This is a genomic window from Paenibacillus sp. V4I7, assembly GCF_030817275.1.
Lineage (GTDB): Bacteria > Bacillota > Bacilli > Paenibacillales > NBRC-103111 > Paenibacillus_E.
Genome location: NZ_JAUSZD010000002.1, coordinates 2378910 through 2394728, shown reverse-complemented (window position 1 = coordinate 2394728; position 15819 = coordinate 2378910). Strand labels below are relative to the sequence as shown.

At 44.9% G+C, this 15819-nt stretch carries 14 protein-coding genes; all 14 read right to left on the bottom strand.

Going from position 1 to position 15819, the window contains the following annotated elements:
- Nucleotides 1-20: 20 nt before the first annotated feature.
- The 14 genes from QFZ80_RS11990 to QFZ80_RS11925 all read right to left on the bottom strand — a co-directional run bounded on the left by QFZ80_RS11990 (nucleotide 21) and on the right by QFZ80_RS11925 (nucleotide 15810).
- Nucleotides 21-1046, bottom strand: coding sequence for a glycoside hydrolase family 88/105 protein (locus QFZ80_RS11990; protein ID WP_307559050.1), 1026 nt, complete (start codon nucleotides 1044-1046; stop codon nucleotides 21-23).
- Between the two features lie 15 nt (nucleotides 1047-1061).
- Entirely contained in the window at nucleotides 1062-2816 is a 1755-nt protein-coding gene (locus QFZ80_RS11985; protein WP_307559048.1) for a hypothetical protein, read from the bottom strand.
- Nucleotides 2817-2842: 26 nt separating this feature from the next.
- Nucleotides 2843-4486: an extracellular solute-binding protein gene (locus tag QFZ80_RS11980; RefSeq protein WP_307559046.1), complete on the bottom strand. Its 1644-nt coding sequence runs from the start codon at nucleotides 4484-4486 to the stop codon at nucleotides 2843-2845.
- A gap of 69 nt (nucleotides 4487-4555) precedes the next feature.
- On the bottom strand, nucleotides 4556-5431 hold the full coding sequence (locus QFZ80_RS11975) for a carbohydrate ABC transporter permease (RefSeq protein ID WP_307559043.1): 876 nt from the start codon (nucleotides 5429-5431) through the stop codon (nucleotides 4556-4558).
- A 24-nt stretch (nucleotides 5432-5455) separates the two neighbouring features.
- The gene (locus QFZ80_RS11970; protein WP_373460397.1) at nucleotides 5456-6391 is read right to left on the bottom strand and encodes an ABC transporter permease; all 936 of its coding nucleotides are present in this window, start codon (nucleotides 6389-6391) and stop codon (nucleotides 5456-5458) included.
- 367 nt (nucleotides 6392-6758) lie between these two features.
- On the bottom strand, nucleotides 6759-8996 hold the full coding sequence (locus QFZ80_RS11965; RefSeq protein WP_307559041.1) for a helix-turn-helix domain-containing protein: 2238 nt from the start codon (nucleotides 8994-8996) through the stop codon (nucleotides 6759-6761).
- Nucleotides 8997-9175: 179 nt separating this feature from the next.
- Nucleotides 9176-10126: an alpha/beta fold hydrolase gene (locus tag QFZ80_RS11960; protein WP_307559037.1), complete on the bottom strand. Its 951-nt coding sequence runs from the start codon at nucleotides 10124-10126 to the stop codon at nucleotides 9176-9178.
- 148 nt (nucleotides 10127-10274) lie between these two features.
- Nucleotides 10275-10478, bottom strand: a complete 204-nt coding sequence (locus QFZ80_RS11955; protein WP_307559034.1) for a YezD family protein — start codon at nucleotides 10476-10478, stop codon at nucleotides 10275-10277.
- Between the two features lie 19 nt (nucleotides 10479-10497).
- On the bottom strand, nucleotides 10498-11328 hold the full coding sequence (locus QFZ80_RS11950; protein WP_307559032.1) for an alpha/beta hydrolase family protein: 831 nt from the start codon (nucleotides 11326-11328) through the stop codon (nucleotides 10498-10500).
- Nucleotides 11329-11546: 218 nt separating this feature from the next.
- Nucleotides 11547-11966: a DUF4395 domain-containing protein gene (locus tag QFZ80_RS11945; RefSeq protein WP_307546445.1), complete on the bottom strand. Its 420-nt coding sequence runs from the start codon at nucleotides 11964-11966 to the stop codon at nucleotides 11547-11549.
- A gap of 22 nt (nucleotides 11967-11988) precedes the next feature.
- Complete coding sequence (locus tag QFZ80_RS11940; RefSeq protein WP_307559028.1) at nucleotides 11989-13008, bottom strand: ABC transporter substrate-binding protein; 1020 nt, start codon at nucleotides 13006-13008, stop codon at nucleotides 11989-11991.
- A gap of 47 nt (nucleotides 13009-13055) precedes the next feature.
- Nucleotides 13056-13394 (bottom strand): 4Fe-4S binding protein, encoded by a 339-nt coding sequence (locus QFZ80_RS11935; RefSeq protein WP_307546447.1) that lies wholly within the window; start codon nucleotides 13392-13394, stop codon nucleotides 13056-13058.
- Nucleotides 13394-15004, bottom strand: coding sequence for an FAD-dependent oxidoreductase (locus QFZ80_RS11930; protein WP_307559026.1), 1611 nt, complete (start codon nucleotides 15002-15004; stop codon nucleotides 13394-13396). The genes QFZ80_RS11935 and QFZ80_RS11930 overlap by 1 nt, the downstream gene beginning before the upstream one ends.
- 35 nt (nucleotides 15005-15039) lie before the next feature.
- Complete coding sequence (locus QFZ80_RS11925) at nucleotides 15040-15810, bottom strand: ATP-binding cassette domain-containing protein (protein ID WP_307546448.1); 771 nt, start codon at nucleotides 15808-15810, stop codon at nucleotides 15040-15042.
- Nucleotides 15811-15819 lie beyond the last annotated feature (9 nt).

Genomic DNA, 15819 nt, shown 5'->3' with positions numbered 1-15819 from the left:
TCACTTACCCCCTTCATGAGTTAAGTTGTTTCATGCGCCTCTTGGCACAGCATCAACAATGTAATTCCTTGACCCCATGGCATGATAGACTGTCGGGGAATCGTGTTATACTCCTGTATACTATTTTGAATACCCGTTCCAACCGAAACATCCAGCACCGTACCCTCTTCCGTAATATGCCGAAGTACAGCCTCATACCCTTTCTCCGCACAGAGCAAGTATTTTTTATCCAAATAGCCCAAACGCACACTTTTAGATATGCCGTAGACAAAGCCCGCCGTGGCAGAGGTTTCCTCATAGGAGGAGGCATCACTTAAAATGGTAGGCCACATACCATTTTCCTTTTGAACTGCCGCCAGTGCCTCAACTTGCAGTTGGATTCTATCAAAAAACCATCTCTTCTCCTTTTCATAACCTATCAATGTTGCGAATATTTCCGGTATGCTGATCGTTACCCAGCTGTTTCCTCTAGCCCAGAGACAGCCGCTAAGATGATGATTACCCGCCAGACTGTAGCCATGGTAAAGCAATCCATCTCCCTCCTTTTGAAGGAATTCGATATGAAGCCTTGCCTGCAGCAGCCCTTCTTCAATATAAGCTGAGTTATTCAACATCTGTCCCAATTCCGTTAAGAACACACCAGCCATAAATACGGTATCTACCCACATTTCTTCGGCAAACTTATCGTTAATGACCGTATGCTCAAGAGCCCCGTTTGATAAACGTGGAGCTTCCTTCATGATCCAACTGGCAAACTTTTCAGCAAAAGCAAGGTAATGAGGTTCTCCCGTTTCTCGATAGAGCAGCAAAACCGAGAGCAACGGCGCTGTGGTATTGATGTTATAAGAAATCTTCTGGCTTTTCGCCAAGTTAGCGTCGATAAACGTTTTGATGAAGTTATAAATCTCCTGGTTTCCGGTTGTCTCATACACTTTCCGCAATCCGTACAAAGCGACGCCTGCCCCCCAGTCCCAATCGCCTTTCTTGTCTACATTAAAATCCATCTGCATGGTTGCTCGTGCTACTTTTTCCATAATTCCATTCACTTTTCACACCTCCGGTTACTCTTGCCTGACTGTTATCTGATTAAAATCGTAGGTTGATTTTTTTTCGTTAGACCTTACTTCAATAATTCCACTGTTAAAAGCTGAAAACATATAGGGCCCGTTATAGGTAGGATAAGGAAAGGTCACCTTTTCTCCATTTACGGTTCGCTTAGATTTGTCCATCGATAGTTCCCCCACCGAGGATGAGCGATACGATAACTGCATATTTACAGGATCGAAAACAACACGGTTCTGCAAAATCGTCCTGCGAAACGTTGCAAAATCCGGAATGCTCATGTCATCGCCTACTTCGCAAATGACCGCATTGCACCTACCCTGACTTCTAATTTCCCTTCTTGCGTACTCTCCATCTTCTGTCCAGTCATACCCATTGTGGATAAATAAGGAGATATAAACCTCGGACTTTCGTAGAAAAAGGTAATTCCCTTCTTCCTCAACTTCATCAAAGGCATCCCTTGGAACATGGACATGAATCCAATGCAGCTCTTGCCCCTGGGGAATCTGATACATGGTCAATACCACATTTTTTTCGCCAAAAAAGTGCCCGCAACCGCAACCCAAATCTCCCGTCCAGTAGCCATGTTCGCTTCCCTCCGTGCCTTGATGCCCAGGATGATGACTGAATATTTTCAAAGTGGTGTCCTCCACAAGGCTCAGATCCCATTGGTGCTGCTGATGATGGGCATACCAGCCCGCTTCACTTCCTAGACGGTATGAATCTTGGAAATTCACGGCTCCTATGATATACCGGGGAGTGAAATACGTATACTTATTGATACTTCCTTCCTCCTGCGGCAGCTTTTTGTGAGGCGTTTCACAAGTTATGCAATGTAAGTGCTTGCTTTCCTGGTGAACATAGGGCTGCGTTCGCCCTAGTGCAATCTCGTAAATCTGCTTACGGGGCCGATAGCCCGAACAAATGGCAGCAATGAGGCAGGGACCCTGGATTTCCCCCCGATAGCCATGCCCGAAATACAGATAGTATAGAGGAAAGGTACCGCTTCGGGCATGATCCAACGCTACTGGAGCATAGATGCGGCCATGGGCCCCTCCGTATAAACCGTCGAGGCTATCGCATAACATGTCCAGCAGCAGCAAATCCAGCATCATCTCTGCAAGCTTAACCAGTTCCAAATCGGAGGCAAAATCATAAAGACACAGCAGACACTCCATGACCTCAGGCATATAGCTGGAGGAATCAAACTCTGCCCATCCCCGCTTGGCACGAAAAACAAGGTATTCCCGGAGAAGTTTTCCTTCCTCCTCCAGAAGCTCTCTACCTATTTTTCCATACGCCTTGAAGCAATCGTGCGGATACTTTTGTGCAGCTAGATACCGGGATGTATGAAAAAGCAGCATGTGATTCTCTGACTTGTATTTGCTTTCAAAATGATGATTCAGATAAAAATTTCGAATGGAGTTGGTCGTCTGCTCTTGTAAAAGTCCAGTAAGCTCAAACTGGTAAAGAGCGCGTATAAGCTTTATGGCGGCAAAATCCGATTCCCCTTGCGGATCCCGACCGTAAAGATGGGGATGCTCAAACCACTCAGCTGATCTCACCAAACTCTGATTACTTGCCTCCACATACATGGTTTTACTCAGGTTCGCAATGGCCATACCTCCATATAAATCCTTGGACAAATCCTTCTGAATTTGCTTATCGAGCAAAAAGGTGCTTCTTTCTTCGAAGCTAATTATGGCCTTGCTTGCCAGAGATTCTGCATCGTCGGACAATGGAATGAAATCCATTTCTATCTCACCTAATCTGTCATTTTTCATTTTTTAGCAAGGAATTGGTAAATATCTTTCGTCAGGAATGCATTCTTTTTATTTTGCTCGTACCACTTCGCATACCAATCCAACGTCTGATTTTGTCCAATCTTCTGCTTCAAGCTCTTAAGGTCGTTCATCGCTTGATCAACCGAATAACCATTTCCACTAACTACTGTCTTAGCAATAAGATCCTTGCTTTGTTGGATCCAATCGTTGTTAATCTTTAACAAATCAGCCGGAAGCGTAGGCATATGCTCATTATGTGTTAACGTATACAGCGGAACTGCTGGATTCTCGTACAGGTCACGTGTTGCATTTCTGATTTTGCTCCATTCCTCAGCGTTAGGAATATCCTTGTTTATAACAGGAATGTTGCATACCTCTTTGGAATCAATGGTTGTCGCTGACATATACAAATCGGTATTATAGCCTATTTCAATTTTACGTAAATCCGGATTAATTGCTCTTGGACAACCAAGTTCATCATTTTTCCAATGTACGTTTTCCGTGCCGAATTTGAGCATTTTCCACGTCGGTTCAGCTATCATGAAATCAATCGTTTTCACTGCGGCTGCTGGATCCTTCGAGCCCGCATAAACCACCGTTGTCATCTGAAGCGGATTTAACATTCTGATCGTGTATTGTCCAAACTCTGTCTTAGGCAGCAGCATAGGAGAGATCGTTGCATCTTTATTGGTGCTGCGGAGCGTCGTTAATAAATCTACGTTAGCGTTGTCAGCCACATAAATTCCGAGCTTGCCAGACAAAAAGTCTTTCTTTGCCTTCTCGCCGTTCTTGTCCGTCAAATAATCACGATCAACAACGCCTTCGTCGAAAAGTCGTTTCTTGAAGGATACAGCCGCTTTCATCCTCGCTTCCTCTTCGATCAGCTTATCATCTTTAATAAACATCGAATTGCCATGCATAGCATCAATGGCCTCATCCCCTAAATACGCGAGTGAATAGCCGTAGGTGTCCTTCTTCCCATTGCCGTCCGGGTCTTGTTCGGTGAACGCTTTCGCCACTTTTAACAGATCTTCCGGCGTCTGCGGTATTGGCAGTGAGAGCTTTTTTAGCCAGTCGGTACGGATGAATACGGCTATTTGTACGGTGCTAGGGATAACTCGCCCGATTTCGTACAATTTGCCGTCTGGCTTTGTTCCGATCTTGCGCATAATGGGATACTTTTCCAGCATCTTGGTGTAGTTTGGCGCGTATTGTTTGACCAAATCATCCAGCGGCAGCAGCTGCTTCTGGGTATAGAGTTGATCCCGATAGCCCGTATCAAATTCATTGATTACGTCAGGAGCTTCTCCGGAAGCAAACAACGTATTAAACTTCTGCTTCGATTCAAATCTCGGAACGGCGACAAATTCGACATCCGCTGGCCCGTTTTCGTTAATCCATTTCGTCCAGCGATTGTTCGTAATCGATCCTTCCGCCGCCGGCGTGTTACCACGATCGTAGAGGGACATTTTGAGCTTGCCTCGCTTCTCTGGTGTTGATGACGATGTTCCCGATTTTGCTGGTGATACTGAGGTTCCACTACCCTCTTCTTTTGATTTACTGCAAGCCGCAAGTACCGTCCCTGCTGCCAACAAAGTCACCACTGCCATTAACGTACTTTTCTTCATTTTGTCTTCCATTTCTTTCATCCCCTTTATAAATTCATTGACTGCTATCGAATCCGTTCGGTCGTGTCGTCATCTTTCGGTTTATCCTTTAATGGCTCCAAGCATCACGCCTTTCACAAAATACTTTTGCAGAATCGGATATACGATCAGCATGGGTAGTGTCATGATCACAATGCCACCGGCTTTCACAGCCTCAGGCGACATATTCTCCAAATCTTCCGGCTGCAAGGCGATCGTCTGAATCAGCATGCTCTGACTTTGCACCATTTGCTGAACGAATACGGTCAAATTCATCTTCTCCGCATCATTGATGAATATGAGGACGCTTATAAAGGAGTTCCAGTAACCAACAGCTAAAAATAGACAAACCGTCGCGATAACAGGTAAGGATAAAGGCAGAAATATTTGTACAAGAAGCCGCCACTCCCCACAGCCGTCGATGCGTGCAGACTCCTCGATCTCTGCTGGAATGCCTTCGAAATAGGTACGCATGAGCAGCAAATTATAGGCGCCAACCAACCCTGGGAGCCATAGGGACCAGTAGGTATTGATGAGCCCAAGACTTTTCATCAGAAGAAAGAAGGGAATCAGCCCACCACTGAACATCATCGTAAACACCATGGCCAGAGTAATAAATTTGCGCCCATAGCAGTAATTACAGGACAACGCATAAGCGGCAAGAGTCGTGCAGAGCAAGCTTAACCCCGTTCCAACAATTGTAATGTACAAGCTATTCAGAAAAGATGGAATGACTCTTGATCCGATAAATAGGGTTTTATACGCTTCCAAATTGAAATGAATCGGCCAAAGCCAGACGAACCCGGAATCGATGGCCGCTGAGTCGCTGAACGATACAGCGATAATATTAAGCAGTGGAATGAGGCAGCTGACGGCAGCCAGCAGCAGAATAGTATGAACCGTAGCATTAAACCATTTTCCAGCGTAATTTTCTCTCACGTTTTCACTTCCTTTCAAGTCCGATTACCATAGGCTCTGGTTGAATTTACGGGCAATACGATTTGCAGTTAACACAAGTGTGAAGCCTACTAATGATTCGAATAACCCCATTGCAGCGGGAACGCCGAATTCGCCTCCCTGAATTCCCGTCTTGAACGTGTACGTGCTGATGACTTCCGAAATATCGGCGACTACCCGATTCTGCATCACATAGATGTGGTCGAAACCAACCTCCATGACGCGTCCTACACCAAGGATCAGCATCAAAATGATCGTGGGTCGAATGCCAGGAAGCGACACATGCCACATCTGACGCCATTTGCCAGCGCCGTCCATTGCAGTCGACTCGTATAAGCTCGGATCGATCGTCGTAAGCGCCGCTAAATAAATGATCGCCGAAAAGCCAGCTTCTTTCCAAATGCCTGCACTCAAAAACACGGCAATCCATGAGAACGGTTGATAAAGGAAGGCATACCTTTCACCGCCAAGCTTTTCCAGTATGTCGTTCACCATCCCGGAATCCTGAGAAAACAAGGTGATAAAGATGCCGCCGACAATAACCCAGGAAAGGAAATGGGGCAAATACAACAGTGTTTGCACGATTTTCTTGAACCACATTTTCCGAACCTCGTTCAGCAGTAAAGCAACTACTATCGGGAATGGAAACCCAATAAAGCTTAATAGGCTCAGCATGAACGTATTGCGAATGATCTTCCATCCTTGTGGATTGTTAAACAAATAATCAAAATGCTTTAAACCAACCCATGGACTCCCCCAGATCCCATCCCAAAAGTTATAATCCTTGAATGCAAGGACGATCCCGCCCATCGGCGCATACTTGAATAGGAGAAAACAAATAATGGCTGGAGTGAGCATGATATACAGCGGAATATTTTGCTTCAGATACTTGCTTTCCCGCTTCTTCGTATCTCTGGATCGAACCGTTTTTTTCATTTCCATAGCTGTGTGCTGCGAAGAAACTTGCATGTGACTTTACCTCCTATGTCGCCCTGCCGAGCGTGTATCGCATGGTTTGTGATCGTTGCTATCCGCTCACAACTCAACACTACATGGAATTCCCTTAGCTCGGCAATTCACACATTTAGATGTGATGCACAACTTCAATAATCCGCAGCAGATAGGGGTTTAAAAGGTATGCAGCCACGCTTGGTGGTATCACATGCACAGTTTTCACACAAGACTCCGTATCTACAATTCACTTGGATATTGGGGATAAACGGCTTATCGGCCTTCAATAAACAAAAAACGACCCATTCAGGGACTTTGTTAATCTTTCCCTGAATCGATCGTTTTCGATACTTCCTGATTATAATTGTTGGAACTCCTTGCGGTAATCGCCAGGTGTCCGGCCCACGAGTTTCTTAAAAACACGAATAAACGAAAAGGTATGTGTATACCCGACCTTCACTGCGATTTCCTGGATCGCAACGGATGTTGTGACCAGCAAATATTTAGCCTGTTCGATTCGTAGGCCAGCCAAATAATCAATGAATTTCTCACCGAATTCTTCTTTAAATAAGCGGCTTAAATAATTCGGTGTCAACTTAAATTTCTCACTCAGCATGACGAGCGAGAAATCTGGATTGTTATACTCGTTTTCGATATACACTTTCACTTGGTCAATCAGATCGTGCTGGCTTCGCTGTTCACGAAGGATATCCAACCTCTGGGAGGCATCCTCCAGAATATCATGCAGTTCTTTCTCCAATTCATCTACCGTGTCGAAGGCCGCAATCCATTCGTTAATTGGATTCATGGCATACTCTCGCCAACATTCCAGATATTCTACAGACAACCCTGACATTTCCTTATAGAAGTGAAACAATAAATAATTCATTAGATTAACAACTTGTTCCCGTGAACAAAGCTGTATGCGAATTTCCGTAAACAAGGCGCTATAATGGCGTTCCCATTCCACTTCGCCGATCCTGTAAAAATGGACCAGTTCACGAATATAAGGAAGAGATCGGAATATTTCTTCGCCCGACTTATTAGTGATATCCTTGAATTCAATGACGCTGCTGACTCCGAACGTAGTCTTATAGCTGAGTGCTTCTAAAGCTTCTTCATAGGAGCTAGATACCCTATGAATGCCCGACACTTTCGTTCCAAGTCCACAGGTGACTGTAATCGCCACATTTTTGTAGATCCAATCCACCGTTTTGCGCATGATCTCTAGGAACGGATCATCAGCTCCAGTCACATTCGGCAATTGACAGACTACGCATAACCGATGTTTTTCGATCCATTCTGGACAGATTAGGATCCCCGCATTCTGATTCAGTTCTTGAACGACGTTATCAATGATAAATTTAATCAAATATTGATCCTTATTACTATAAGTGGAGGTAAAATTCGAATACTTGTCGATCTCGAGAATGGCCACAATATATTGATCGTATGTCTCTTGAAATCCGAAACGCGATAACTCCTTTTCCCATCCCTCTTCCAGCTGAATCTGCGTCCCAGACAGTAATTCTTCGAACAAGTATCTCCGACGGTAGCTGAAATTCTCGTCGTTCTCTAGCCGATACTTGCCAAATTGCTCGAGCAAATGATCAAGGAGATTGTCAATAATTTTGAATTCATCGTGCTTAACTTGTCCTAGTATATGCGGTCTCTGCAGCGGAACGGATGAGAGCCGCTCCAGAAGTGACTGAATCGGCTTGTAGTTCTGCCGACTCGCGTATACGATCCATAGTGCACCCCCGAGAACCGTGATGATACCAATCACAAGCCAGAACGCATTGAGGTTTGACAGAAAGCGAAAAAAGACGCCATCGATGAATCCGCTGCGGATCGTCCAACCTGTGTAGTCCGATTTCATTACGGTAAAATCTTCCCGATCTAGGCTAGCTTCTCCGTCGATCGTGTCATCACCGAGGATATAATCGCCATTGGCATCAAGTAAGTGAAGATAACTGAATTTAGAACTGGACACATTGTTGACAAGCTTAGCGATCGTATGTAATTTTATATTTGCAACAAGAACCCCATCCGTTCCCAACGGCAACGGCATCCGCATGACTAGAGATACGACGGGCGTTATCACTCCGGCGTTGTCGATATACTGGCGACTTATACTCCAGCGATTAGCAGGGGGAGCGGCAATTAGCGTATTCAAATATTGGCTGTTGGAGAATTGATCGAGCCCCATCATCGACGTGTCACTTAAGACCATTTGGTCACGAGTGCGATACAAATACACCGAATCGATCTCGCTGAAGCTGTCTCGCAGCAAAATTAGTTTCTTATATACGTCGCGGTCGTTAAGATATCGGTTCTGAGATAACGGAGATGAACTGTAAAAATCGATGACAGATTGGTCATCGAGAAATGTCTGCACGATATATTGTTCGACCGTTCGCAGCTTGGAATCGATATATTGCATGGTATTTTCTGCGTAGATCTCGTTCGCCTTCAGCGCCTGCTTCTTGGACAATTCACTCATAGTGACAAAAAATATCCACAGCAGCACAATAATAACGAGAATGAAAACAGGCAGATAAGCAAATACAAGGCGATTTCTCCACTTCTTCCTCATGTCAACATCCCCTTTATTCGTACAAAGTACAACGTTACGGTTAGACAAGTCAATACTCAATTAGGAGAATCATGCACATTTAGAAGAATGCAGGCTATGATTGAACAAAGAAACCCCCTTCCAACCAAACAGGCAGGAGGGGGAATTGCAGCCTTCTATCTTTTATTCACTTCGTTATTTTAACCCCTAGATGCAACCTGCTCATTCAGCCATGCTGCAATGTCATCCATGACTTCAGCTCTATTCACTTCATTCAACATTTCATGTCTGCCGCGGGGATAAAGCTTGCTGCTAACGTTCTTAAGCCCAAGTTCCTCGTACATGCTAAGCAGCTTGCGTACCCCTTTACCACCACCAACCGGATCATCTTCACCTGCGAATACGTAAATAGGCAAATCTTTACGGATTTGGTTGACATGCTTAGCTTGATGAATCTCCTTAAGTCCTCTAAAGAAATCTCTGAAATAACCCGATGTAAACGTAACGCCGCAATAAGGATCGTCTACATACTTATCAACTTCGCTAACATCATTACTCAACCAATCAAATAGCGTTCGGTTCGGTGCGAATCTTTTATTAAAAGCTCCAAATGAAAGTGACGTAACAAGCTTACTCCGGTGATGATCTCCACGAATAGCTGCTTCTGTTGCAGCAATAGCGATTGCTGCTTGTAAAGCTGCACCTTGTTTGCCATTGGAGCCTGACAATATAATTCCTTGAACGTGGTCCGGATGCTTTGTCAGGTACGATACCATGTAGTACTGCGTTAAGAACGAGCCCATACTATGGCCCATCATAAATAAAGGAATAGGCTTTGGATACTTTTTACGGATCTCACTAGTGATCTGCCCCATATTTTCAACCATGCCATGAAAGCAATCTTTGCCAAATTTACCTACGGCTTCAGGTGTTCCTGCTGTTCGTCCATGCCCCAAATGATCGTTTGCATAGACAGCATAACCTTGGCTTGTTAATAAAGCAGCTAGCCTCTCGTACCTAACAGCCGTCTCGGACATACCATGAGCGATTTGCACAATCGCTTTTATTTCATTGGTCTCATCAGGGAGCCATTCATATACATAGTTATTAATATGGTTAGAGTCTTTCCATATAAAATGCTGCGTCTGCATAAGATCCCTCCATTAACTTTCCATTTCACTCCAAAATGTTACACCTGTTCTTCATCATTATAAAGCTTCTGATTCATGAAAACAGCCCCCTTTCCGAAGAAAGAGGGCTTGTAGACGACTTATATGCTAACCGCTTTTTAACTAACCTTTACTCGTTTGTTTTAACTGATTTTACTGCTTGCAATTGGGATTGCGGTTGAGAAGAGGCATCGAATCGTTTTCTTTCTGTTTTATCGATTTGAGCAATTTTACCATCATGAACGACGATTTGAACGGAACCGTATTCCAAGCCGTTTAACATTTGTTTAATTCTATCCACCCAAACATCGTCTAACTCTAGTGGTTTCGCCATTCTATTTCCTCCGCTTCCATTAAATTGTCCAATCGTTCCAATCTTTTTTCTGCTTTTGAATAAAGGTTAACCAGTTCCCTGTTTTCTCAAAAAGTTCTTTCGCAGAACCTGTTGTTGAATAAGTATGATCTGCTTGATAAACAAGCTCGAGTTCGCATTGCCCCTCTGATCGCATCCAGAACATCTTCTGGTATAATGGGGCATAATCGACTGGTATCGTATCGTCTGCAGTACCGTGAATAACGAGGACATCACCGTTAAATTTACGCAGTTGTTCAAACGGTTGATGCTGGGATAAAGAATCAAAAAATTGACTTGTCAATACATAGCCGTGATGATCGATTGCTCCACCAATAGGAAGTTTCTCGTATTCAGACTTGCTTACTATTCTTACAATATCATTGTGTGGATGAGCGACAGCTGACCATAATACGAGTGTTTTTACGCGATTATCTCTCGCTGCTGTTAAAACGGCAGCCGCACCGCCTAAACTATGACCCACCAAGATCACACGACTAAGATCTACACAATGAATCGTGGATGCATAATCAATGACACTTCGCGTTTGTTCAATCAGAACATCCAGTCCGCCAGCGCCATAGTCGCCAGTACTCTCACCACAACCACCGTAATCGAAACGGAGAACCAGGTATCCTTGCGAGCTAAACTCACGAGCTGCTTTCACAAATAGCCGATCCACCCCTATCCGGCTGCCAATAAATCCGTGACAGATGATAATTAGCGGCCAACGTTGACAATCAACTTGCGCGGCTCCTGATTGATTTGTCGGGTAATGTAACGTTGCGGCCAATTCGACGTCGTCGCTTTGAATTGTGATAGCATGCTCCATGATGTTAACTCCCTTTCGCATTTTCATATAATTCCGATAAGTTTAGTGAGGATTAGGTATAAACCAATATTAGCATCACCTACTAGAGGTGTCAATCCTATTTTCAACATATTTCCAGCCATTATGATTGGTCCTATTGAGACGTTTTTACCTTTAGTATGTGGATAGAAAAGACTCCCACCTTACTCTAGTGAGAGTCTTTCCATATTTACCTTTCATTAACCGCGTTTCACTCGCCGTCTGAGGATGAACTGCTTATACTGATAATAAATCGTACATCCGATGCAATAGCCCAGCAAGGCTGCACCTGCAGCTAAGAGTAAAAAGCCAGTGAAGATATACCCCACCATACTCCAGCCGATGGCAAAAGAAGCAAGTGATAAGGAAAGAAATAAAACAGCCAAAGCATTGTTAAACCTCGTCAACTCTGCGGCTTGTGTTTCCGTACCGCTTCGAGATAGAAAACGTTTAGACACCGCCACGAACAGATTCCATTTCCCACCACCTACTAGGCCAAGCAACTGAATCACCCAAAGCAAAGCAACTAGCCAAGTCCATTGAAACGCAAATGCTAGTAGGACAAAGACAACGATACCCGTTTGATTGGCCTTTACATAGGAAATTGGAACTTCCTTCACCCTCATCCCCCCTTGGTCAATCCTATTCCGTTAACCAGTCCGTAATAACAAAATCTTTCTTCGCCAATCCTTGCTCAACAAGAAATTTCTTCGTTTCTTCGATTAGCTTCAAACCATCCGGTGTGCTTGATTCTACGGGCCACTGCTCGATCTTGAAGGATGCTTTCACAACGTCTAATGGATAGCCAGAAACTTCGGCATAGAGCTTGAAATACTCCTCACTATTCTCACGAATTTCTTTAACGGCCCTAGTCCGAAGATCGTTCCAGAGCTTAGGAAATTGAGGGTTCTTAGCCAAGTAATCTTCCGTAACCACCGTTAGACTCGAGCCTTGAAGATCCGGATGTTTAGCCGCTTCATCAATGGTAACATATCCTTTTTTCAGAAGTAAAGGACCGAATCCAGTCGGATAGGCGTAGGCTGCAATGTCACCGCGGGATAGCGCAGCTTCGCCATCAGCAGGTAATAAATGCAGGATCTTCACGTCTTTATCAAGCCCTTGCTCCTTAAGCAAGTTAATTAAATATCGGCTCATATAGGAGCCTTGGGAAGTAGCAACCTTTTTACCTTTGAGATCAGCTAACGTCTTAGGTCCGTCTGCTTTAGCTACCAGCCAAGCATTCATATTGAATTGCGTTTGGTTAATCAAACGTGTCTTCAGACCGGCTGCTTTCCCATTAATAGCAGGTGTATCGCCGTAAATCCCAACATCCAGTGTTCCCGCGGTAATCGCCTCGTTCAAGTTAGGACCATTCGGGAAGTTAAAATATTTGAACTCCTTAACGCCGTATTTCTTGAGTTCGCTTTCCAAGTAACCTTTGGATTGCGCCCAGCCTTCCGGTCCTGTAATAGTTTTATTATTATTCGCCGAAATAAAACCGATACGAAGTGTTTCAGGCAGTGTAATTTTTGCTTCTGATGCTGCTGTTTTCGTTGCTGGAGCCGTTGTTTTCGTCGATTTTGCACCGCAAGCCGCTAAGAATACTGTAAATAAAGTTAAAATAAGAGCTATACTAAGTAATTTCAATGATCTCTGTGTCATATGTCTTTGGACCCCCTGATCGTAATGTGGAATAGATAATGAACGAATTAATGCGATGCCCGCATACGTTGGAAAATGATATATGAACCATCTGAGGAGGCTGTTGATTCTCTGCCTTTCCCCCAGCCTATGTTCTCTTTATAACTTCCTAATAAACCTTCTTGAACTAACTCCCCTTCGTCGACAGCTATCGTTTGCTCCGCTACTGGAGAAACATAAAGAGCATCCGTTGGGCAGTATAGCTCGCACATGAAGCAGCTTTGGCAGTCCGATTGTCTGGCGATGATCGGAATATCTCCCGCTACGGATTCGAACACATTCGTTGGGCATACGGATACACACTGATTGCAGCTAATGCAGCGATCCTTACTGAGTAGTTCAATCATTACACAACAGCCTCCTTTTTGACGCTTGAAAAGGACGGTTCAATCAAGGGCTTTGCCCATGTCGTATCCAAACCACCACTAATGATGCGATATTGCTGGTCTTGATCAACTCGAGGGAAATCCTCTCGGCGATGCATACCACGTGTTTCCGTGCGTTCCAAACCACTGGTGTACATCCATCTAGCTGTTGCCGTCATAGCTGCCGCTTCACGGACTCGAACAACATTTCCATCACTAGCTTGAATGCCCTGCTTCAGCTCATCCCAGAGATGATTCAAGCGCCCCAGCGAATTTTGCAAGCCTTCACCTGTGCGGAACCAATTACGGTCATACGGGAATACTTCGGCTTGAACGGCTTTGATAATTTCTTGCGTATCAGGAGCATCAGATCTTGTCGTTGCTTGTTTGGGTACACCTGTTGCCTCGGACAATCCTTTGGCCTTCCTATTTGAAGATCCTGCACCCAGTTTCAGTGCATATTTAGCCGAAGCCTCACCTGAGAAATACCCTGAGGACATAGCCCAAGCTGCGTTGTGACTTCCGCCGCCTGTAAATCCACCGCAGATCAGCTCTCTTGTCGCTGCATCTCCAGCTGCATAAAGACCAGGCACTTCCGTCGCGCACGTTTCGTCAATGATATGAATACCGCCAGTGCCTCTTACCGTCCCTTCAAACCGCAGGGTGACAGGAAACTTTTGTGTGAACGGATCAATACCTAGACGATCGAATGATAGAAAGAAGTTAGGCTGCGCCTGACGCATCGCTTTTTTGACAATATCATCTGCCTTATCAATTCTGGCGAAAACTTGCTGAGTCAGCAGCGTTCGAGCAATCACTGAACGCCCCTTTTGCGAGCCCGCACCTTCTATCACGCTCCCATCTTCATAGTAAAATGTTGCCCATGTATAGAAGGCAGACTTCGTTACCGGAGAAAAGGCTGGCGCTAAGGAATACGCGGTGGAGAATTCCATGCCTGATAAGTTAGCTCCCGCTTCAGCAGCTAGCAAGTACCCATCACCTGTCAAAACATTCGTCCCCAGAGCCTTGCTAAGGAAAGCACAACCACCCGTTGCAATCACGACTGAGGTCGCATCCACACGCCATGTATCTTTCGTTTGGTTATTCACCCCAGTTGCCCCAGCTACACCATGCACATCAGCTAGCAGTTCGAGCGCCGGGCTGTGGTCCAGGATACGAACTCCTGCTTTCTGCACTTGCTTACGCATAAGCTTCATGTATTCAGGCCCTTGCAAGCTCTTCCGATGAGAAGTTCCAGTTTCGTCGAGCGGGAATGGATATCCCCAAGCAGCAATTTGGTTCGTATTGGTATACGTTTGGTCTAGAACTTTCTTCATCCAACCGCGATCAGCTAAATAACCGCCAAGCGCCTCTCTGCTCTTCATAGCTTCTTCACGTTCATCCGCATTGGGATTCACGTACCATAAGCCTGTTCCAGATGGTGCCGTAGCACCGCTCGTTCCGCAATACCCTTTATCAACCAGAATAACTTTCGCTCCTTCTTTCGCCGCTGTGATGGCCGCCCATGCGCCAGAAGGTCCCCCACCAATAACTAGTACATCAGCTTGAAGCTGCAAATCAAATTGAGTCATTCCTATGTCCTCCTTTATTTTCGTTCTTCTATTCATTAAATCGAGAATGCATCGGCCGCAATTCTTACCTGCTCATACGATTGCTTCACAAGAAGCCTATCCAAAATGGTCTTCTCATAGTAAGCAAATCCACTATCATGCTCTCTAGGTCGAGAAAGTGAGATCTTTAAATCCAACCCTATTTTCCCATCTTCGATTATGATGACCCTATCAGCTAAAGCTACAGCTTCACTAACATCATGTGTGACCAACAGGACCGTGAATTGCTTCTCTAACCATAGCTGCTCAATAAGCCGCTGCATTTCAATCCGAGTTAAAGCATCCAAAGCGCCTAACGGTTCATCTAAAAGCAGCAGACGTGGATTACCGGCCAGCGCTCTTGCCAAGGCTACCCGCTGCCTTTGACCACCGGAGAGAACGGCAGGCCAATCATCCCGTTTATGTTCAAGCCCAACTTGCTGAAGTGCTTTAAAGGCGATTTCTTTGTCTCCGGATTTAACACCGATCCGCACATTATCGATATTCTTTTTCCATGGCAGCAAACGATGTTCCTGAAACAGTACCCTCGTATCTTCATGAATACCATTGATCGCTTGAGCATCTAATAAGATGGCACCGCTTGAAGCTTCATCGAGTCCTGCAATTAAACGAAGCAATGTACTTTTACCACATCCACTGCGACCCACTATCGCTACAAACTCTCCCTGTTTAATCGATAAATCAATCCCAGATAACACATGTGTTTGACCAAATGCTTTGTTTACATTCCGAATGTGCAGCTGAGTGCCTCCGCTTTTCATGCTCATGACTATTCC

Coding starts and splice junctions, on each gene's coding strand:
- QFZ80_RS11970 (WP_373460397.1), bottom strand. CDS start 6,391: ATGGAAATGAAAAAAACGGTTCGATCCAGAGATACGAAGAAGCGGGAA.
- QFZ80_RS11940 (WP_307559028.1), bottom strand. CDS start 13,008: ATGACACAGAGATCATTGAAATTACTTAGTATAGCTCTTATTTTAACT.
- QFZ80_RS11925 (WP_307546448.1), bottom strand. CDS start 15,810: ATGAGCATGAAAAGCGGAGGCACTCAGCTGCACATTCGGAATGTAAAC.
- QFZ80_RS11935 (WP_307546447.1), bottom strand. CDS start 13,394: ATGATTGAACTACTCAGTAAGGATCGCTGCATTAGCTGCAATCAGTGT.
- QFZ80_RS11980 (WP_307559046.1), bottom strand. CDS start 4,486: ATGGAAGACAAAATGAAGAAAAGTACGTTAATGGCAGTGGTGACTTTG.
- QFZ80_RS11960 (WP_307559037.1), bottom strand. CDS start 10,126: ATGCAGACGCAGCATTTTATATGGAAAGACTCTAACCATATTAATAAC.
- QFZ80_RS11930 (WP_307559026.1), bottom strand. CDS start 15,004: ATGACTCAATTTGATTTGCAGCTTCAAGCTGATGTACTAGTTATTGGT.
- QFZ80_RS11965 (WP_307559041.1), bottom strand. CDS start 8,996: ATGAGGAAGAAGTGGAGAAATCGCCTTGTATTTGCTTATCTGCCTGTT.
- QFZ80_RS11955 (WP_307559034.1), bottom strand. CDS start 10,478: ATGGCGAAACCACTAGAGTTAGACGATGTTTGGGTGGATAGAATTAAA.
- QFZ80_RS11985 (WP_307559048.1), bottom strand. CDS start 2,816: ATGGATTTCATTCCATTGTCCGACGATGCAGAATCTCTGGCAAGCAAG.
- QFZ80_RS11950 (WP_307559032.1), bottom strand. CDS start 11,328: ATGGAGCATGCTATCACAATTCAAAGCGACGACGTCGAATTGGCCGCA.